The following is an 18,865-nucleotide window of genomic DNA, read 5'->3' on the forward strand; positions in this document are numbered from 1 at the left end:
GGCCGGAAATGTCTTCGACAGCACCACGACGGGAAGCACTTCGATGGACTCTTCCGGCGGCTGACTGCCCGACTCGCTCACTCGAATCCAGCCCCCTTCCCGGTCTGCACAGCGTACCTGTCCAGGGGATATCCGCCCCACACTCGCTTCGACCACAGCAAGGACAGTTGTGTCCGACCTATGTGTCGCCCAGTCTTGCCGGTAACGCGGGACGGGTCTACCGTGGCCTCGGCCGGACTTCACGGAACACACTTTCCGTTGAAGTCCCATGACCCGTATGACATTCCGACCAACGCAGGGCGGTGCACTCCGCTTCCGTTGGCGAGTTGTCGGCTTCACATGCGGCCGGTTCGGCCGCGAGGAGGTGGTCATCAATGACGACGGCCGACAAGACCGGCGAAGCCTCGACAGCCGAGTCAACCGATTCCGAACCGGTGGTCCACCTGCTGTGGATGAACGGCGGCCTTGGTTGTGACGGCGACTCGGTTGCGCTCACCGCCGCCACCCAGCCCAGCATCGAGGAGATCGCGCTCGGCGCGCTGCCCGGCCTGCCCAAGGTCGCGGTGCACTGGCCGCTGATCGACTTCGAGTGCGGCCCGGAACAGGGCGCGGACACGTTCATCGAGTGGTGGCACAAGGCCGACCGGGGCGAGCTGGATCCGTTCGTGCTCGTGGTCGAGGGATCGATCCCCAACGAGGCGATCAAGTCCGAGGGCTACTGGTGCGGCTTCGGCAACAACCCGGCAACCGGCCAGCCGATGACCACCAGCGAATGGCTGGACCGGTTGGCGCCCAAGGCATTGGTCGTCGTCGCGGTCGGCACCTGCGCGACCTACGGCGGCATCCACGCCATGGCCGGCAACCCGACCGGCGCGATGGGCGTGCCCGACTACCTCGGCTGGGACTGGCGTTCCAAGGCCGGCATCCCGATCGTGTGCGTGCCAGGCTGCCCGACCCATCCCGACAACCTGTCCGAGACGCTGCTCTACCTGCTCTACCAGGCCGCCGGCCAGGCGCCGATGATCCCGTTGGACGAGGCACTCCGTCCGACGTGGCTGTTCGGCGCGACCGTCCACGAGGGGTGCGACCGCGCGGGCTACTACGAGCAGGGCCAGTTCGCCAAGGAGTACGGCTCCCCCAAGTGCCTGGTGAAACTGGGCTGCTGGGGTCCGGTGGTCAAGTGCAACGTGCCCAAGCGTGGCTGGATCAACGGGGTCGGCGGCTGCCCCAACGTCGGAGGCATCTGCATCGCCTGCACGATGCCGGGCTTCCCGGACAAGTTCATGCCCTTCATGGACGAGCCGCCGGGCGCGCGCGTGTCGGCCGCCGCGAGCGGCATGTACGGCACCGTGATCCGCGCGCTGCGGAACTTCACCATGAAGAGCGTCGACGAGGAGCCCAAGTGGCGGAAGAAGGGCGACGCGTTGCTGACCGGATACAAGGCCACCTGGTGAACGAGCGGAGGGCGCAACGATGACCACGTCCAAGGACGCCGACCTCGTCGAGATGGCCTGGGACCCGATCACCAGGATCGTCGGCAGTCTCGGCATCTACACGAAGATCGACTTCGCCAGGAAGGAAGTCGTCGAGTGTCACAGCACCTCGTCGATCTTCCGCGGCTACAGCATCTTCATGAAGGGCAAGGATCCCCGCGACGCGCACTTCATCACGAGCCGGATCTGCGGGATCTGCGGCGACAACCACGCCACCTGCTCGGTGTACGCGCAGAACATGGCCTACGGCGTCCGGCCGCCGCACCTCGGCGAGTGGATCATCAATCTGGGCGAGGCCGCCGAGTACATGTTCGACCACAACATCTTCCAGGAGAACCTGGTCGGCGTCGACTACTGCGAGAAGATGGTCGCCGAGACCAATCCCGGCGTGCTGGAGCTGGCCAACCGGACCGAGTCGCCGCACGCCGGCGAGCACGGCTTCAAGACCATCGGCGACATCATGCGGTCGCTCAACCCGCTGGAGGGCGAGTTCTACCGCGAGGCGCTGCACGTTTCCCGCTACACCAGGGAGATGTTCTGCCTGATGGAGGGCAGGCACGTGCACCCGTCCACCCTGTACCCGGGCGGCGTCGGCACGGTCGCCACCGTGCAGCTGTTCACCGACTACCTCACCAGGCTGATGCGCTACGTGGAGTTCATGAAGAAGGTCGTGCCGATGCACGACGACCTCTTCGACTTCTTCTACGAGGCGCTGCCTGGTTACGAGAAGGTCGGCCAGCGGCGGATCCTGTTGGGATGCTGGGGAAGCCTCAACGACCCGGAGCACTGCGACTTCACCTACGAGAACATGGAGAACTGGGGAAGGAAGATGTTCGTCACCCCCGGGGTGGTGGTGGACGGCAAGCTCGTCACCACCAGCCTGGTGGACATCAACCTTGGCATCAGGATCCTGCTCGGTTCCTCGTTCTACGAGGACTGGGAGGACCAGGAGATGTTCGTGACCCGCGATCCGCTCGGCAACCCGGTGGACCGGCGGCACCCCTGGAACCAGCACACGATTCCCCGGCCGGCCAAGCGCGACTTCGACGACAAGTACTCGTGGACGATGTCGCCGCGCTGGTTCGACGGCAAGGACCACCTGCCGCTGGACACCGGCGGCGGCCCCATCGCCCGGCTGTGGACGACGGCGCTCGCCGGCCTGGTCGACACCGACTACGTGAAGTCGACCGGACACAGCGTGCAGATCAGCCTGCCGCGCACGGCACTCAAGCCCGCGGTCAGCTTCGAGTGGAAGATTCCACAGTGGAGCAACGCCATCGAGCGAAACCGCGCCAGGACGTACTTCCAGGCGTACGCGGCCGGGCTGGCCCTGCACTTCTGCGAGAAGGCGCTCGGCGAGATCCGCGGCGGCAACACCAGGACGTGGGAGCCGTTCACGGTGCCCGACGAGGGTGTCAGCTGCGGCTTCACCGAGGCGGTCCGCGGCGTGCTGTCCCACCACATGGTGATCAGGGGCGGCAGGATCGCCAACTACCACCCGTACCCGCCTACGCCGTGGAACGGCAGCGTCCGGGACAGCTACGGCACCCCCGGCCCGTACGAGGACGCGGTGCAGAACACGCCGATCTTCGAGGAGAACTCCCCGGAGAACTTCAAGGGCATCGACATCATGCGCGCGGTGCGCAGCTTCGACCCCTGCCTGCCCTGCGGCGTGCACATGTCGCTCGGCACCGGCACGGTGCTCAGGAAGCTGCACACGCCTCACGCGTTCAACGCGGAGTACTGACGCCGATGACGGCCCCCGGCGCGCACCGGGGGCCGTGAGGGGTTGTGAGCAATGGGGCGCAACGCACGTACCGTCGGCGACCGCATCGAGGAGCTGCTCGCCGGCCTGCGGGCCGGCCGGGACAAGGAGACGGCAGAGGAACTGGTCCGCCTGCTCGTGGAGATGTACGGCGGGGGCCTGGAGCGGGTGGTGGCGCTGGTGCGCGAACGCGATCCCGGCCTGTTGGACCGGCTCGCCGAGGACGGCCTCGTGGCGAGCCTGCTGGTGCTGCACGACCTGCACCCGCTCGACGTGGACGCCAGGATCCAGCGCGCCCTCGACGGCGTGCGCCCGTATCTCGGCTCGCACGCCGGTGGCGTCGAGTACCTCGGTGTCGACGACGCGGGCGTTGCGCAGCTGCGCTTGGAGGGCAGCTGCCACGGCTGCCCCTCCTCGACGCTGACCGTCCGGCTCGCGATCGAGGGCGCGATCCAGGAGGCGGCACCGGAGATCACCGGCGTCGAGGTGGCCGGAGTTACCGAGCCCGCTCCCGCCACCCAACTGCTCCAGGTCGGCATGGGACCGCCACCAGGCTGGCGCGTGGATCCTGCGCCGTCCGCCACCGGCCAGTCGACCTGGAGCACCCTGCCCGACCTCGGCCCGCCGACCAGGCGGCCGGTGCGGGTGGTGGTCGAGGGGGTCGAGGTGCTGCTGTGCTCGGTGCGCGGCACGCTGTACGCCTACCGGGACGCGTGCGCCGCGTGCGGCGCCAGCCTCGCTGAGTCCACTGTGGACACAGAGGTGCTCAGCTGCGCCGAATGCGGGGCGCGGTTCGACGTGCGCCTCGCCGGCAGGGGCCTGGACGGATCCGACCGGTGCCTCGATCCGCTGCCGCTGCTCTCGGACAGCCAGGGCGTCCGGGTGGCGGTGCCAAGAGCGGTGGCGTCGTGACCGGGGGCGTCGGCCTGCGGCGGTTCGTCGGCACACCCGAGCAGGCGCTCGCCCCGGTGCGGGAGCAGCCCTCGGCAGAGAAGTGCGAGATGTGCGGCACCGAGGTCGGCGCGCGGCACGGCCACGTCGTCGACATCGAGCACCGCTCGCTGATGTGCGCCTGCCGGGCGTGCTTCCTGCTGTTCACCCGGCCGGACGCGGCAGGCGGCAGGTACCGGGCGGTGCCGGAGCGGGTGCTGCACGACCCAACGCGTCCGCTGTCGCCGGCCGCGTGGACGGGGCTCGGCGTCCCGGTCAACTCGGCCTTCTTCCTGCGCGGCGACAGCGGGCTCGCGGCCTTCTATCCGAGCCCGGCCGGGGCGACCGAGTGCCTGCTCGACCTGGCGGCGTGGGCGAGACTCGGCGAGCAGCACCCACTGCTCGCCGAGGCACAGCCCGAGGTCGAGGCGATCCTGGTCCGCGAGGTCGACGGCGCCGTCGAGACCTATCTGGTGCCGATCGACTCCTGCTACCAGCTCGTCGGCACGGTCCGCCTGTACTGGAAGGGTTTCGACGGAGGCCAGGAGGCGCACGAGCACATCGACGAGTTCTTTGCCGACCTCCGCGCCAGGGCGCGGCCGTTGTATCCCGAGGAGTGACAGTGGCCGAACTGGTCTTCGACTGCGTCGACGCGGTGGCGGATCGCTATGCCGTCGTGCCGGGGTTCGCCCTGCGGCTGCGGATCACCGAGACCAGCGGCGAGCGGATCGACGCGATCGCGCTGCGCTGCCAGATCCGGGTCGAGCCGCACCGGCGTCGCTACTCGGCACAGGAGGCCGAACGCCTGCACGACCTTTTCGGCGACACCGACCGATGGGCCGACACGCTGAAACCGTTGCAGTTCACCATGCTCACCGCGATGGTGCCCGGGTTCACCGGAAGCGTCACCCAGGAGCTTCCGGTGCCCTGCACCTACGACCTGGAGATCGCGTCCACGAAGTACTTCAACGGGTTGACCGACGGCGTGATCCCGCTGCTGCTGTTGTTCAGCGGAACGGTCTTCGGCACCCGCGACGGCCGCCTGAACGTGCAGCAGGTGCCGTGGAGCAAGGAGGCGTCCTTCGGACTACCGGTGAGCGTGTGGCGCGAGACCGTCGACCTGCACTTCCCCAACCGCGCCTGGCTGTCCGTGCACCGGGAGACGCTGGACGCGTTGCAGCGCTTCAAGTCCAGCAACGCGCTGACCACCTGGGACAGCACGCTCACCGCGTTACTCGACCGGATCGAGGAGCGACAGGCCTGACCATCGACGAACGAAGGGAACATCATGCTGACACGACTGGTCAAAGCAGTGGTGCTCGCGGTGGCCGTTGCCGCGATCATCCAGTCGCTGCCCGACATCAAGCGCTACCTAGAGATTCGCGAGATGTGAGATGCAGACACTAATCGGCTTCGTCGTCGGCTATCTGCTCGGCACGAGCCACGGGCGCAACGGCGTGAAGAAGACGCTCGACTCGATCGAGGCGATCAGGAACTCCGACGAGGTGCGGCAGCTGGTGCGCGCCGGGGTGTCGGTGGCGGGCACGGCGGCGAAGCGGGTCATGAACGGCGGCGCAGGCGCGATGCTGCACGACGCGGTGGAGGCGTTCGCGCGCAGGGCGGCCGAGACGACGTCGTCGGACCCCGAGAGGCGGCGAGCGGCGTAGGCTTGGTCGGCGCGGCCAGGCCGACAGCAGGCATCCCGTCCGGCGGCAGAAGCCCACCGGTCGGCGGTCCGTCCCGCGTGCGGGGCGCCGACCGGGCGCCGAGCCTCACGAGGGCGGGATCGACATGACGACCGAACGGACCGTCGCGATCGGCTCCGGCGCCGCGGAGCTGGCCACCGAGGACATGGTGCTCAACATCGGTCCGCAGCACCCGGCAACGCATGGCGTGCTGCGGTTGCGGCTCACCCTCGACGGCGAGCGGATCACCGAGGTGGAGCCGATCGTCGGCTACATGCACCGCGGCGCGGAGAAGTTGTTCGAGGTGCGCGACTACCGCCAGATCCTCGTGCTGGCCAACCGACACGACTGGCTGTCGGCCTTCGCCAACGAACTCGGTGTCGTGCTCGCGGTCGAACGGCTGCTCGACATCGAGGTCCCGGTGCGGGCCGTGTGGACCCGGATGCTGCTCGCGGAGCTGAACCGCGTGCTCAACCACCTGATGTTCCTCGGCTCCTACCCGATCGAACTCGGCGCGATCACCCCGATCTTCTACGCCTTCCGCGAGCGCGAGGCGCTGCAACAGGTGATGGAGGAGGCCACCGGGGGCCGGATGCACTACATGTTCAACCGCGTTGGCGGGCTCAGGGACGACCTGCCGGCTGGCTGGCTCGACCGCGTCCGGCGCGCCGTCGCCGAGGTCCGCGCCGGCACCGCGCAGATCGAGAACCTGATCCGTGGCAACGAGATCTTCCACGCCAGGACGCGCGGGGTCGGCGTACTCGCGGCCTCGGTCGCGGCCCAGTACGGCGTGTCGGGACCCATCGCGCGGGCCAGCGGTCTCGACTTCGACCTGCGGCGGGACGAACCCTACCTCGCCTACGACGAGCTGGACGTGCCGGTGGTGACCAGGACCGCTGGCGACTGCCTCGCCCGGTTCGAGTGCCTGCTCGACCAGGTCGGCGTCTCGCTGAACCTCGCGGAGACCTGCGCCGACCGGCTCGCGGCGCTGCCGCCCGGCCCGATCTCCGTGCGCACGCCCAAGAACCTCAAGGTGCCCGAGGGACACACCTACGCGTGGACCGAGAACCCGCTCGGCGTCAACGGCTACTACCTGGTCTCGCGCGGCGAGCGCACGCCGTGGCGGTTGAAGCTGCGGTCGGCGTCGTTCAACAACATCCAGGTTGCTCCCGACCTGATGCGCGGCGCGCTGGTCGCCGACATGATCGCGATCCTCGGCTCGATGTTCTTCGTGGTCGGCGACATCGACAAGTGACGGCGCGCCTCGCCCGGCCGCCGCACCGGGAAACGGTTCAGGGCAACGGGTCTCAGGGCAGCGGGTCTTGGGGCAGCGGGAACGAGATGTGCGTGATCGCCGTGACGCGGCCGTCCACCACCCTGAGCAGCACGCGCTGACCGAGCCGCAGCATGCGCAGCCCGCTGCGCGCGAAGGCGTTGCCGTCGAAGGACAACTCGGCCCCGCTGTCCAGCAGCACCGTGCCGCCGCCCGTGTCCCTGGCGAAGGTCGCGACGGTCCCCTGCACGTCCGGCACGGCCATCACCCGCCCAGGGTCGGCGCGACGCCGAGCACGAGTTGGGGCAGCACGGACATCAGCGCGGTGCCGGCAACGGCCAACCCGACGGCGATCGCCACGTGCCGGGGCACCGGGCCGAAGGCCGCGGTGCTCTCCGACGGGCCCGGCGCGAACAGTCGGCTGGCCCAGGCGAGGTAGTAGGCGAGGCCGAGTACCGTGTTCACCGCCATGAGCACGGCGAGCCAGCCGTAGCCGCCGGTCAGCACCCCTCGGAACACGACGATCTTGGCGAACAGGCCGGCGAGCCCCGGCGGCAGCCCGGCGAGGCAGGCCAGGCAGAAGGCCAGCGCGAGCGCCAGCGCGGGGTGCGAGCGGGCCATGCCGCGATAGTCGTCGAGGCGTCCCCCGCCGAGGCCGTCGATCCAGCCGACGAAGGACAGCACCGCGAACACGCCGAGGTTCATCACCGCGTAGATGGCCACGTAGCCGACCGTGGCGGCGGCCAGCACCCCCAACACCCTCGGCTCGCCGACCAGCCCGGCCGCCGCGCCGAGCGGCGCGAGCATGTACCCGGCCTGCGCGATCGAGGACCAGGCGAGCAGCCGGATCGCGGCGCGCTGGCGCAGCGCGACCAGGTTGCCGACGGTCATCGACGCGGCGGCGAGCACCGCGACGAGCGGGCCCCACACCCCGGCGTAGGACCCGAACCCTACGGTCAGCACCAGCACCAGGCCGGCGAATCCCGCGGCCTTGGACACGACGGACAGGAAGGCCGCCACCGCGATCGGCGCGCCCTGGTAGGTGTCGGGCGCCCAGAAGTGGAACGGCACGGCCGATACCTTGAAGCCGAAGCCGACCAGCACCAGCACGACCCCGGTCGCCGCCACGGTGTGCGGGGTGCCCGGTCGACGCAGCGCCGCGGAGATGGTGTCGAGCAACATCGACCCGGTGGCCCCGTAGACCAGGCTGACGCCGAACAGCATGACGGCCGTCGAGGTGACCGAGACGAGGAACATCGTCAGCCCGGCCTCCGCCGATCGGCCGTCGTAGCGGCGCAGCGCCACCAGGGCGAACACCGGCAGCGAGACGACCTCCAGCCCGACAACCAGAATCACCAGGTCCCGGCCGGCCGCGATGGTCAGCGCGCCGGCCAGCGCGGTGAGCAGCAGGAAGTGGAACTCGCCCGCCGGGAGCCCGGCTCGCCGCACCTCGCCGTTCGCCAGCAGCAGCACGACAGTGCCCGCGACGAGCAGCACCGCCTGGAACAGCAGGGTGAACCGGTCGACGGAGTAGGAGCAGGACGCGCCGACGCAGAACGTGCCGCGCGGCCGGTCTTGCGGCAGCACGCCGACCGCCAGGACGAGGTCGGCCGCCAGCGCGAGCAGCACTCCGGTGAGCGCGGCACCCCCGATCCACGGCGAACGGCGGGCCGGCAGGAAGGCGTCCGCTACGAGCACGCCGACGGCGGTCAGCGCCAACATCAGCGGGGGTGCGACGGCGAGGTAGTCCACGCTCTGGATCGTCTGCACGGCTCACCCACCTCGCAGCAGGACGCGCACCGCGCCGTCGGTCACGCCGAGCACGATCCTCGGCCACAGGCCGATCGCGAGCACCAACACCAGCAGCGGGGTCCACGCCACCCACTCGCGCGCGGTGACGTCGCCGAAGCGCTCGGCGGTCCACCTTGGCGGCACGACGCCCTGCGCGACCCGGCGGAGCATCACCAGGAAGTAGGCGGCCGTGAGCACCGTCCCGAGCCCCGCCACCGCGAGAAAGACCAGATACAGGGCGGGATTCAGGCCGCCGGCCGGCCGGAACGCCGAGAGCATGGCCAGCATCTCGCCCCAGAAGCCGGCGAGCCCGGGCAGCCCAAGGCTGGCCACCGCGGCGAACACCAGCAGCGAGCCGAGCCGGGGCGCCTTGGCCAGCAGGCCGCCGCCGATCCGGTCGATGTCGGTGCTGCCGTACCGCTGCGCGATCCCGCCGACCAGGAAGAACAACAGGCCGGTGATCAGGCCGTGCGCGATGTTGCCGAGCAGGGCCGCGTTGATGCCCACCGGGGTGAGGGTGGCGATGCCGAGCAGCACGAATCCCATGTGTCCCACGCTGGAGAAGGCGATGAGCCGCTTGAGGTCGCGTTGCGCGAGGCAGGCCAGCGCCGCGTAGACGATGCCGGCCACCCCGAGCGCGCCGAGCGCGGGCGCGAGCGCGACGGCGCCCTCCGGCAGCATCGGCACGGCGATCCGCACCATGCCGTAGGTGCCCATCTTGAGCAGCACGCCGGCCAACAGGACAGAGCCGACCGTTGGGGCCTGGGTGTGCGCGTCCGGCAGCCACGAGTGCAGCGGCCAGACCGGCACCTTGACGGCGAGACCGCCAGCGATCAGCAGGAAGCCGAGCACCTGGACGCCGTGGCTCAGCCCGGTGCCCGCCCGACCGACGAGGACCACCATGTCCATTGTGGACGTTCGACTGTAGAGCAGCAGCAGGCCGACCAGCAGCACCCCGGAGCCGAGCAGCGTGTAGAGGATGAACTGGCGGGCCGCCGCCGCCCGGCGCTGGCCGCCCCAGCCGGCGATGACCGCGTACATGGGGACGAGCACGACCTCGAAGAACACGAAGAACAGCAGGAGGTTCAGCGCCACGAAGGTGCCGAGCATGCCCACCTCGGTGAGCAGCAGCAGCGCGACGAGGGCTCGCGGCCGCTCGGGCTGGCCGGACGGGCGGGCCAGGTATCCGGCGCACAGCGCGCACAGCAGGGCGGTCAGCACGACCAGCGGCAGCGAGATGCCGTCGACGCCGAGGTGGATGCGCAGGTCGATGAGCGGGATCCACGGCGCGTTCACGGAGAACTGGGCGAAGCCGGAGCGGTGGTAGTCGAAGGTCGCGGCCATCAGGAGCGCGGTCGCCAGCGTCGCGGAGGTGACGGCGACGCCGAACGCCGCCGCGCGCTTCGGTGGCAGGCCGAGGACGGCGAGGCAGCCGAGCAGCGGCAGGACGAGCAGCAGCACGGTCATGCCATCACCCCGACTGCGACCACACGACCGAGCAGCGGCACGACCACCAACGACCCAGTCACGCCAACACCACCACCCCGACCGCGATCAGCAGGACTCCCGCGAGCAGCCCGGTGAGGTAGAGCTGTGGATTCCCGTTCTGCGACAACCTGATCAGCCCGCCGAGCCGGCCGGCGTTGCGGCCGGAGCCGGTCACCGCGCGGCCGACCACTCGGTCGTCCACCGCCACCACCCGTTCGGCGAGGCCCGTCACCGCTCTCGCCACGGTGCGTTCGTAGAGATCGTCGGTGTGCCAGGCGCTGGCGAGCAGCGGACGTGCCCGGCCGAGGAGGTCGGCGGGGTCTCGGCCGGGCGCGGCCCGCCAGCGCGCCAGCACGACACCCGCGCCGAGGACGACGACGGCGACGGACGCCAACGCACTCCCCCACTCGGGACGCAGCTCCGGCCAGCGCAGCGCGGCCAGGCCGAGCAGCAGCGCGGGCGCGGCCAGCGCCAGCAGCGGACCGGTCAGCACCGGGCCCGCCTCTCGCGCGGGCCGCTCGGTGCCGAAGAAGGTCAGCAGCCACGCCCTGGTGGCGTAGGCGGCCGTCACCCCCGCCGTGAGCAGCACCGCGACGGCGACCAGCCACGCGACGGCAACGGTGACCAGGGCCGCCTCGCCGCTCGCCGCGTGGCCCGCCGCCGCGACGACCAGGTCCTTGCTGAAGAACCCGCTGGTCGGCGGGAAGCCGGCGAGGGCGGCGAAGCCGACGGTCATGGTCGCGAACGTCACGGGCATGGCGCGGCGCAGGCCGCCGAGGTCGGTCAGCAGGCCGCCACCAACGGCCGTGATCACCGCGCCTGCGCACAGGAACAGCAGCGCCTTGAACGCCGCGTGCGACACCAGGTGCGCGATCGCCGCGGTGCGGCCGCCGACCGCGAGTGCGGCGAACATCAGGCTCAGCTGGCTGATCGTCGAGTACGCCAGCACGCGTTTGAGGTCGGCCGACGCGAACGCGGCCAACGCGGCGCCGAGCATGGACACGACGGCCAGCACCGCGAGCACGTCGAGCGCCAGCGGCGCAGCCAGGAACACCGGGAACAGCAGCGCCACCAGGTACACGCCGGCGGCGACCATGGTGGCGGCGTGGATCAGCGCGCTGACCGGAGCCGGGCCAGCCATGGCGTCCGGCAGCCAGCTGTGCAACGGGAACTGGGCCGACTTGCCGACCACGCCGACGACCATCAGCAGGGCGGCGGCGAGCACCGTGGTGTGCGACATGGTCGGCACCGCGGCCAACACGTCGGTGATCCGGAACGAGCCCGCCGCCGTGCCGAGCACGAAGACGCCGAACAGGAAGCCGACATCGCCGAACCTCGTCATCAGGAACGACTTCACCGCGGCCGAGGAGGCGGCCGGCCGCTCCCAGTGGTGGCCGATCAGGAAGTACGAGCAGACGCCCATGACCTCCCAGCCCGCGTAGGTCAGCAGCAGGTCGGCGGAGAGCACCACGGTGAGCATCGCCGCCGTGAACAGCGACACCAGCGCCGCGTAGGACGGATACCTTGGATCGCCGCGCAGGTAGCCGACCGAGTACACCTGCACGGCGAGCGCGACGAGGGTGACCATCACCGCGACCGTCGCCGACAGGCCGCCGACCCGCACTCCAACGGTGACCGCGATGCCGCCGGTCGGCGTGAGCCGAGCCAATGTCTCCGCCGGCCGCGAGGACACCGCAACGGCGATCGCGAGGACGGCGCTCACCGCGGTGCCGGCGATCGCGACGATGCCGGGCGGCAGCCGGCGGCCCAGCGGCAGCCCGACCGCCGCCGCGAGGAACGGGGCCAGCACCACCGGCACGGCGAGCGCCGCGGTCACCGGGCCGCCTCCCGCTCCGCCACGGTCTCGCCGGGGACCGCCGACGGCGCGTCCCGGTCGGCCAGGTCGCGCAGCTGGTCCACGGCGATGCTGGACCGGTTGCGGAACACCAGCAGGACGATCGCCAGGCCGAGCCCGACCTCGGCGGCCGCGATGGCGATCACGAACAGGGTGAGCGCCTGCCCCGATGCGAGCGTGTCCTTCAGCCAGGCGTCGAAGGTGACCAGGTTGAGGTTGACGGCGTTGAGCATCAGCTCGACCGACATCAGCACCAGGATCGCGTTGCGCCTGGCCAGCACGCCGTACACGCCGACGGAGAACAGCAGCGCGGCGAGCACGACCGGGTAGACGACGTGCATCAGTCCTCGCCGCCGTCCCGTGCTCGCGGCCCGATGTCCCTGCGGGACAACACGATCGCGCCGACCAGCGCGGCCAGCAGCAGCACGGACAGCAGTTCGAAGGGCAGCACCCAGTACCGGAACAGGCCGGCCCCGACGGTGCCGGCCGAGCCCGCCGAGCCGTCGCCGAGGTCGATGCTCGCGGTGCGGAACCCGCCGACGACGACGGTCACCAGCGTGCCGGCGGTGCCGAGCGCGACGACCAGCGCCGCGACGCGGTTCCCGCTGTCCAGGTCGACCGACCTGCCGATCGGCGCGCGGGTCAGCATGATCCCGAACAACAGCAGCACCACCACCGCGCCGACGTAGATCAGCACTTGGACCCAGGCCACCAACTCCGCAGCGAGCAACAGGAAGCAGCCGGCGAGCGCGCCGAGCGCGACCACCAGCCACAGCGCGGCCCGCACGAGCTGGTCGGTGGTCACGACCAGCACCGAGGAGCCGAGCGCGACCGCGCCGAGCGGCACGAAGACGAGCTCGGCGCCGGTCATGCCGGTCGACCCTCCGCCGCGGCTCGCAGCGCGTCCACGACCTCCTTCGGGCGCTCGGCTCCGGGATCCAGCGCGGGCGGGGGCGGGACCGTCCACATCCACTCGCGCAGCACGTCGCGTTCGTGGGTGAGTTCGGCGATGTCGTGCTCGGCGTACTCGAACTCCGGCGTCCAGAACAGCGCGTCGAACGGGCACACCTCTATACAGATCCCGCAGTACATGCACAGCGAGAAGTCGATGGCGAACCGGTCGAGGACGTTGCGGCTGCGTTCCCTGCCGCCCTCGGTCGCGGGCGGCAGCGTCTCCTTGTGCGACTCGATGTAGATGCACCAGTCGGGGCACTCGCGCGCGCACAGCATGCAGGAGGTGCAGTTCTCCTCGAGCAGCGCGATGACGCCGCGGCTGCGCGGCGGCAGGTCCGGCCGTACCTCGGGGTACTGCCTGGTGACCGCGCGTCGGGTCATCGCCCGCAACGTCACGGCGAGCCCGGTGAGAATTCCCTTGCCGTAGAACCTCAACTCGTCACCACCTTCACCACGCCGGTCAGGGCGAGCTGGCCGAGCGACATCGGCACGAGGACCAGCCAGGCGAGCCGCTGGAGCTGGTCGGACCGCAGCCTCGGCGTGCTCACCCGCACCCAGATGACCACGAACGCGAGCAGGAAGATCTTGGCCAGCAACCAGATCGGGCCGAGCGACGCGTCGCCGAACGGCCCGCGCCAGCCGCCGAGGAACAGCACGGCGGTCAGCGCGCAGAGCACGACGATGCCGGCGTACTCGGCCAGCATGAACAGCGCGAACCGCAGGCCGGTGTACTCGGTGAGGGGCCCGAGCACGATCTCCGAGTCCGCCAGCGGCATGTCGAACGGCGGCCGGGCCAGCTCGGCGAGGCCCGACACGAAGAACACCACGGCGGCGGCGGCCTGCCAGACCAGCCACCAGGGCCGCCAGGCCAGCACGATGCCGGACAGCGACAGCGTGCCGGCCGCCATCACGACCGAGGATCCGGCCAGCACCAGGGGGAGTTCGTAGGCGAGCAACTGCGCGGCCGTGCGCATACCGCCGAGCAGGGCGTACTTGTTGGCGCTGGACCAGCCGGCCATGATCGAGCCGAGCACGCTGACGCTCAGCACGGCCAAGGCGAAGAACAGCCCGGCCGGCAGGTCGACGGCGACCAGGCCGGGGCCGACCGGCACGGCGGCGAGCACCAGCAGGTACGGCAGCAGCGCGACGGCGGGCGCGAGCGAGAACACCGTGCGGTCGGCGGCGGTCGGCACGACGTGTTCCTTCTGCACGAACTTCACGCCGTCCGCGACGAGCTGCGCCCACCCGTGGAACCCGCCCGCGTACATCGGGCCGACCCTCGACTGCATGTGCGCCATGGCCTTGTGCTCCAGCTGGCCGACCAGCAGCGGCAGCAGCAGGAACGCGCCGACCACCAGGACCAGCCGCAGCACGACGTCGAGCACCCCGGCGACGGTCATGGCCCGGACGCCGACGACGCGTCGGGCCCCCAGGTGGCCGGGTCCGGCACGCCCGGCGGCAGGTTGCGCCTGCGCTTGGGCCGGAGGTCGCCGACGGACTGGCCGGGGTCGACCTCCCCCGGCCACTGTTTGGCCACCCTTGAGGCGAGCACGAAGTCCTTGCGCAGCGGGTTGCCGTCGAAGGAGTCCGGCAGCAGCAACGGGATCAGGTTCGGGTGGCCGTCGAACCGCACGCCGAACATCTCGTGCGTCTCCCGCTCGTGCCAGTTCGCGCCGAGGTAGACACCCACCGCGCTGGGCAGGGCAGGGTCGGCCGCCGGCAGCATGGTGCGCAGCAGCAGCCCGTGTCGTCGGCTCGGCGAGTACACGTGCGCGACGATCCGGATGCCGGCGTCGAGCTCGTCGACCGCGGTCAGCCAGTCGAAGAACGCGCAGTCGAGCGCGTCGCGGGCGTGGGTCAGGGCGTCGAGCCACGCGTCGGGCTCGACGTCGACGGTGAGCTGGCCGTGCCCGATCTCGGCGGTCGCGGCCGGCCCGAACCAGCCGAGCAGGTCCTCGCGCAGCTGCTCAGGAGTCATCGGTCTGCCTGCGCAGCAGGGGAAAGCGCGCGGTCTCGCGGCTGGCCGGTTGCTCGTCTGCGGCGATCCGGTCCTGGAGTCGCATGATGCCGTGCAGGAGGGCCTCGGGGCGGGGCGGGCAGCCCGGCACGTAGACGTCCACCGGCACGAGCTGGTCGACGCCCTTGGTGACGCAGTAGGAGTCCCAGTACGGGCCGCCGCAGTTGGAGCAGGCCCCGAAGGAGATCACGTACTTCGGCTCCGGCATCTGCTCGTAGAGCCGTTGCACTGCGGGCGCCATCTTGTCGGTCACGGTGCCGGACACCACCATCAGGTCGGCCTGGCGCGGGCTCGGCGCGAACGGGATCACGCCGAGCCGGATGAAGTCGTGCTTGCTCATCGAGGTGGCGATGAACTCGATCGCGCAGCACGCCAGCCCGAAGTTGAAGACCCACAACGAATAGCGCCGACCCCAGTCCAGCACGAACTTCATCGGCTTGGGCACCTGGGTCAGCAGCCCGACGCTCGGATCCGGCAGGTCGATCACACCCACGACAGCACCCCCTTGCGCCACGCGTAGAGGATGCCGACCGCGACGAAGCCGAGGAACACGAACATCTCCACGAGGGTGGCGAGGCCGAAGCCCGGCGCGTCGAACACGGTGGCCCACGGAAAGAGGAAGACGGCGTCCACGGCGAACACCACGTAGAGGAACGTGAAGACGTAGTAGCGGACATAGGACTGCGCCCAGCCGCCGCCGACCGGGTCGACGCCGCACTCGTAGGTGAGCAGCTTCTGCGCCGTCGGGCGATCCGGACGGAGCAGCCTGTTGGCGCCGAAGGACACCGTCACGAACAGCACCCCGGCGACCAGCACCAGGCCGACGACCGCGTACCCGCCGAGATAACCGTCCACTTGCGACTCCTCCCGAACCCGGGTGTTCCTGGAGTGCGACGGTGCCCAACCATGATGAAGGGCTTACTACACAGTCGTCCATCAAGAATTGACACGCGACGGTCAAGCGTTCGGTTGAGAGTCCGGGCTGCCCGCCGCGCTACCCCGGGAGGGCGGGAGGACACGCCGACGGCGAGCGGGCGACGCTGCGATACTCCGCTCGCTGCCGCAGGAGGACTACGCTGCACTACGCGAGGCCGTGCTCGCCGAACTGCCCGAACCCCAACGCGCGGCGCACCCCCTCGCCGGGATGGCGGCGGCGATGAACAACCCGATGCCCGACGACACTGCGGCGCCCGTCGACGCGGCGCGGCCCGCCGACTATGTCGCGGTGCTCGCCCTCGTGGCCGAGGCGACCAGGAAGTCCGGGCTGGTGTGGATCACCCTGCCCGGCGGTCAGCGGGCGCACCCGGCCTGGCACCACTGGTTCGACGACGCGGCGTACGTCCTTGCCGGTGGCGGCGAGCAGCCGCTGCGCGGCCTGGACGAGACCGACCGCGTCGCCGTCACGGTGCGCAGCAAGGCGACCGGCCAGCGGCTGGTCACCTGGGTCGCCGAGGTGCGCGCGGTGCCGGCCGGCGGCGAGGAGTGGCTGCGGGTCGTGCCCGGCCTGCACCTCGGCCGCCTCAACGCCCCGGACGGGCGGCTCGCGCCCGACCGGTGGGCGCGGGAGTCGACGCTGCTGCGGCTCACGCCGACCGGTGAGCTGGTCGAGGCGCCGGGCGGCCCGTCGGCATCCGGCGCGGCCCCACCGCCCCCGACCCCGGCGACGACCTCGGGTCCGCTGCCCTTCGTGCTCGGTAGGGCCCGCTCGGCTCGCCTCGGCAGGGCCCGCTCGGCCCGCGCGTTCCGGGAGGACCCGGGGCGGTGACCACCAACGCCAGGCTGCGGGCCTTCGTGGAGGTCGCCGACACCGGATCCGTCCGGGCCGCGGCCGAGCGGCTCTACATCACCGAGTCGGCGGTCTCGGCGGCCATCATCAGCCTGGTCAAGGAGGTCGGCGTGCCGCTGCTGGAGCGGGACGGCCGGGGCGTCCGGCTGACCCCGGCTGGCGTGCTCTACGCCCAGTACGCGCGCACCATCCTCGGCCTGCACGAACAGGCCGAGGCCGCCGCCCGCGACCAGGCGCGGCCGGACGAGGGACTGATCAGGATCGCTGCGGTGACCACCGCGGGCGAGCACGTGCTGCCGACCCTGCTGGCCTCGTTCCGGGCGCGGCACGCGCGGATCCAGCTGCGGCTCGAGGTCGCGCCGAAGGACCGGGTGTGGCCCATGCTCAACCACCACGAGGTCGACCTGGTGGTGGCCGGCCGACCGCCGGACGGGTTCAGGGCGCGGGTCCGCGCGATCCGGCCCAACACACTCGTGGTCGTCGGCACGCCGGCCGTCGCGGCCGAGTTCGCGCCAGAACACGCGACGTGGCTGCTGCGCGAGCACGGTTCCGGCACCAGGGCCACCTGTCTCGCGGTGCTCGGCACGCTCGACGTCGAGCCGGCGCAGCTGACCCTCGGCTCGAACGGCGCGGTGGTGGCGGGCTCGGTCGCCGGGCTCGGGGTCGCGCTGGTGTCGCGGGAGGCGGTGGCCGCCCAGCTGGCGGCCGGCCACCTGGTGGAGCTACCGGTTCCTGGCACCCCGCTGGACCGGCCGTGGCACGCCGTGACGCAGGCGGACAGCACGGCGGCGACCGAGCTGCTGATCCACCACCTGCTCAACCACAACGGGGGCGGCTGGCGGACCACGTCGCCCTGAGCCCGTGGTGTAGAACGGAGGGCGATGCCTTCCGGAAGGACCCCATGTCAGAGCTGATCGTCCGCCCGCTGTCCAGCGGCGAGGAACCTCTGTTCGACTCTCTGCCCGATCCGGGGCTCGTCGGCTTCGCCGCGTTCGGCGACACCTATCTGACGATGGCCGCGCGGGGCGAATACCGTCCGGAGTGGACCTGGGTCGCGCTGCGGGAGGGCACGGTGGTGGCCCGCGCCGCGTGGTGGGGCGGCCCGAACGACGACAAGCCGATGGCCCTAGACTGGTTCGACTTCACCGATCGGAACGCCGCGGTGGAGCTGCTGCGCGCGGCGCCGCTGCACGCCGAGTACTCGCTGAAGCTGCCGCCGAACTGGCGCGACACACCGGCCGTGCACGCCGCCGCCACCGCCCGCATCGACGCGGCGGTCGCCGCCGGCCTCACCCCGCTCGTCGAGCGGCACCGTTACCGCTGGACACCCGACGCCGGCCTACCGAGCCGACCCGGCCGGCTGCGCTACCGCCCCGAACCCGACGACGCGGTGATCCTCGACGTGTTCCGGCGCATCAACCAGGGCAGCCTCGACGCCCACGTCCGCCGCACCATCGCCGAGAGCGGTCTCGACGCCTCGGCCAAGGAGCAACTGGACTATCTGCGGTGGATGCCGAGCCCGCGCGACTGGTGGAGGCTGGCGTTCACACCCGGCGGCGACCTCGTCGGCCTCGCCGCTCCCTGCCACCACCACAGCGATCCGGTCATCGGCTACATCGGCGTCGTGCCGGAACATCGGGGCAACGGCTACGCCTACGACCTGTTGGTCGAGGCGACCCATCACCTCGTGGCCGAGGGCGCGGACCGGATCGTGGCGGGCACGGACGTGACCAACCTGCCGATGGCGGCCACGTTCGCCAAGGTCGGCTACCCGGTCGAGCAGCACCGCATCGACCTGGTCTAGCACCAAGGCCGTGAAGTTTGGCGA

22 protein-coding genes are annotated in these 18,865 nt (G+C 71.0%); 11 read left to right on the forward strand and 11 right to left on the reverse strand.

Annotation, left to right across the window (positions count from 1 at the left end; translation table 11 throughout):
- Positions 1–374: 374 nt before the first annotated feature.
- From F0L68_RS10230 to F0L68_RS10260, 8 genes are all read left to right on the forward strand, one after another.
- Entirely contained in the window at positions 375–1,454 is a 1,080-nt protein-coding gene (locus tag F0L68_RS10230; protein ID WP_149849264.1) for an NADH-quinone oxidoreductase subunit B family protein, read from the forward strand.
- Positions 1,455–1,473: 19 nt separating this feature from the next.
- Positions 1,474–3,240 carry a nickel-dependent hydrogenase large subunit gene (locus tag F0L68_RS10235; RefSeq protein ID WP_149849265.1) on the forward strand — a complete coding sequence of 589 codons (1,767 nt, stop codon included), beginning with the start codon at positions 1,474–1,476 and terminating at the stop codon, positions 3,238–3,240.
- 51 nt (positions 3,241–3,291) lie between these two features.
- A complete protein-coding gene (locus F0L68_RS10240; protein ID WP_149849266.1) occupies positions 3,292–4,170 on the forward strand; it encodes a NifU family protein in 879 nt (292 codons plus the stop codon).
- A complete protein-coding gene (locus tag F0L68_RS10245; protein WP_149849267.1) occupies positions 4,167–4,808 on the forward strand; it encodes a DUF5947 family protein in 642 nt (213 codons plus the stop codon). Before F0L68_RS10240 ends, F0L68_RS10245 begins: the two co-directional genes overlap by 4 nt.
- Positions 4,809–4,810: 2 nt before the next feature.
- Positions 4,811–5,452 (forward strand): DUF6084 family protein, encoded by a 642-nt coding sequence (locus F0L68_RS10250; RefSeq protein ID WP_149849268.1) that lies wholly within the window; start codon positions 4,811–4,813, stop codon positions 5,450–5,452.
- Between the two features lie 24 nt (positions 5,453–5,476).
- A complete protein-coding gene (locus F0L68_RS45505) occupies positions 5,477–5,581 on the forward strand; it encodes a DUF6893 family small protein (protein ID WP_438672264.1) in 105 nt (34 codons plus the stop codon).
- A gap of 1 nt (position 5,582) precedes the next feature.
- Positions 5,583–5,855 carry a hypothetical protein gene (locus tag F0L68_RS10255; protein ID WP_149849269.1) on the forward strand — a complete coding sequence of 91 codons (273 nt, stop codon included), beginning with the start codon at positions 5,583–5,585 and terminating at the stop codon, positions 5,853–5,855.
- Between the two features lie 124 nt (positions 5,856–5,979).
- Positions 5,980–7,128 carry an NADH-quinone oxidoreductase subunit D gene (locus F0L68_RS10260; protein ID WP_149849270.1) on the forward strand — a complete coding sequence of 383 codons (1,149 nt, stop codon included), beginning with the start codon at positions 5,980–5,982 and terminating at the stop codon, positions 7,126–7,128.
- Between the two features lie 52 nt (positions 7,129–7,180).
- Here F0L68_RS10260 and F0L68_RS10265 read toward each other — a convergent pair whose 3' ends face one another.
- From F0L68_RS10265 to F0L68_RS10315, 11 genes are read right to left on the reverse strand one after another with little or no spacing between them, the layout of a single operon-like run.
- A complete protein-coding gene (locus F0L68_RS10265; protein WP_223198656.1) occupies positions 7,181–7,414 on the reverse strand; it encodes a pepsin/retropepsin-like aspartic protease family protein in 234 nt (77 codons plus the stop codon).
- Positions 7,411–8,916, reverse strand: coding sequence for an NADH-quinone oxidoreductase subunit N (locus F0L68_RS10270; RefSeq protein WP_223198657.1), 1,506 nt, complete (start codon positions 8,914–8,916; stop codon positions 7,411–7,413). Before F0L68_RS10270 ends, F0L68_RS10265 begins: the two co-directional genes overlap by 4 nt.
- A gap of 3 nt (positions 8,917–8,919) precedes the next feature.
- Positions 8,920–10,404, reverse strand: a complete 1,485-nt coding sequence (locus tag F0L68_RS10275; RefSeq protein WP_149849271.1) for a complex I subunit 4 family protein — start codon at positions 10,402–10,404, stop codon at positions 8,920–8,922.
- 58 nt (positions 10,405–10,462) lie between these two features.
- Positions 10,463–12,262, reverse strand: coding sequence for an NADH-quinone oxidoreductase subunit 5 family protein (locus F0L68_RS10280; protein ID WP_149849272.1), 1,800 nt, complete (start codon positions 12,260–12,262; stop codon positions 10,463–10,465).
- Positions 12,259–12,621, reverse strand: a complete 363-nt coding sequence (gene nuoK / locus F0L68_RS10285; protein WP_149849273.1) for an NADH-quinone oxidoreductase subunit NuoK — start codon at positions 12,619–12,621, stop codon at positions 12,259–12,261. The genes F0L68_RS10280 and nuoK overlap by 4 nt, the downstream gene beginning before the upstream one ends.
- Complete coding sequence (locus F0L68_RS10290) at positions 12,621–13,151, reverse strand: NADH-quinone oxidoreductase subunit J family protein (protein WP_149849274.1); 531 nt, start codon at positions 13,149–13,151, stop codon at positions 12,621–12,623. Before F0L68_RS10290 ends, nuoK begins: the two co-directional genes overlap by 1 nt.
- Positions 13,148–13,669: a NuoI/complex I 23 kDa subunit family protein gene (locus F0L68_RS10295; protein WP_223198658.1), complete on the reverse strand. Its 522-nt coding sequence runs from the start codon at positions 13,667–13,669 to the stop codon at positions 13,148–13,150. Before F0L68_RS10295 ends, F0L68_RS10290 begins: the two co-directional genes overlap by 4 nt.
- Positions 13,666–14,634 carry a complex I subunit 1/NuoH family protein gene (locus tag F0L68_RS10300; RefSeq protein WP_149849275.1) on the reverse strand — a complete coding sequence of 323 codons (969 nt, stop codon included), beginning with the start codon at positions 14,632–14,634 and terminating at the stop codon, positions 13,666–13,668. Before F0L68_RS10300 ends, F0L68_RS10295 begins: the two co-directional genes overlap by 4 nt.
- On the reverse strand, positions 14,631–15,212 hold the full coding sequence (locus F0L68_RS10305) for an NADH-quinone oxidoreductase subunit C (protein WP_149849276.1): 582 nt from the start codon (positions 15,210–15,212) through the stop codon (positions 14,631–14,633). Before F0L68_RS10305 ends, F0L68_RS10300 begins: the two co-directional genes overlap by 4 nt.
- On the reverse strand, positions 15,202–15,744 hold the full coding sequence (locus F0L68_RS10310; RefSeq protein WP_438672265.1) for an NADH-quinone oxidoreductase subunit B: 543 nt from the start codon (positions 15,742–15,744) through the stop codon (positions 15,202–15,204). The genes F0L68_RS10305 and F0L68_RS10310 overlap by 11 nt, the downstream gene beginning before the upstream one ends.
- Entirely contained in the window at positions 15,735–16,106 is a 372-nt protein-coding gene (locus F0L68_RS10315) for an NADH-quinone oxidoreductase subunit A (protein ID WP_149849277.1), read from the reverse strand. Before F0L68_RS10315 ends, F0L68_RS10310 begins: the two co-directional genes overlap by 10 nt.
- 238 nt (positions 16,107–16,344) lie before the next feature.
- On the opposite strand from F0L68_RS10315, the gene F0L68_RS10320 reads away from it, so the two are divergent.
- From F0L68_RS10320 to F0L68_RS10330, 3 genes are read left to right on the forward strand one after another with little or no spacing between them, the layout of a single operon-like run.
- Positions 16,345–17,016, forward strand: coding sequence for a hypothetical protein (locus F0L68_RS10320; protein WP_223198659.1), 672 nt, complete (start codon positions 16,345–16,347; stop codon positions 17,014–17,016).
- The gene (locus F0L68_RS10325; RefSeq protein ID WP_149849278.1) at positions 17,013–17,894 is read left to right on the forward strand and encodes a LysR family transcriptional regulator; all 882 of its coding nucleotides are present in this window, start codon (positions 17,013–17,015) and stop codon (positions 17,892–17,894) included. The genes F0L68_RS10320 and F0L68_RS10325 overlap by 4 nt, the downstream gene beginning before the upstream one ends.
- Before the next feature lie 44 nt (positions 17,895–17,938).
- Positions 17,939–18,841 carry a GNAT family N-acetyltransferase gene (locus F0L68_RS10330; RefSeq protein WP_149849279.1) on the forward strand — a complete coding sequence of 301 codons (903 nt, stop codon included), beginning with the start codon at positions 17,939–17,941 and terminating at the stop codon, positions 18,839–18,841.
- The last annotated feature ends 24 nt before the right edge of the window (positions 18,842–18,865 follow it).

The organism is Solihabitans fulvus, assembly GCF_008386585.1.
Taxonomy (GTDB): domain Bacteria; phylum Actinomycetota; class Actinomycetes; order Mycobacteriales; family Pseudonocardiaceae; genus Solihabitans; species Solihabitans fulvus.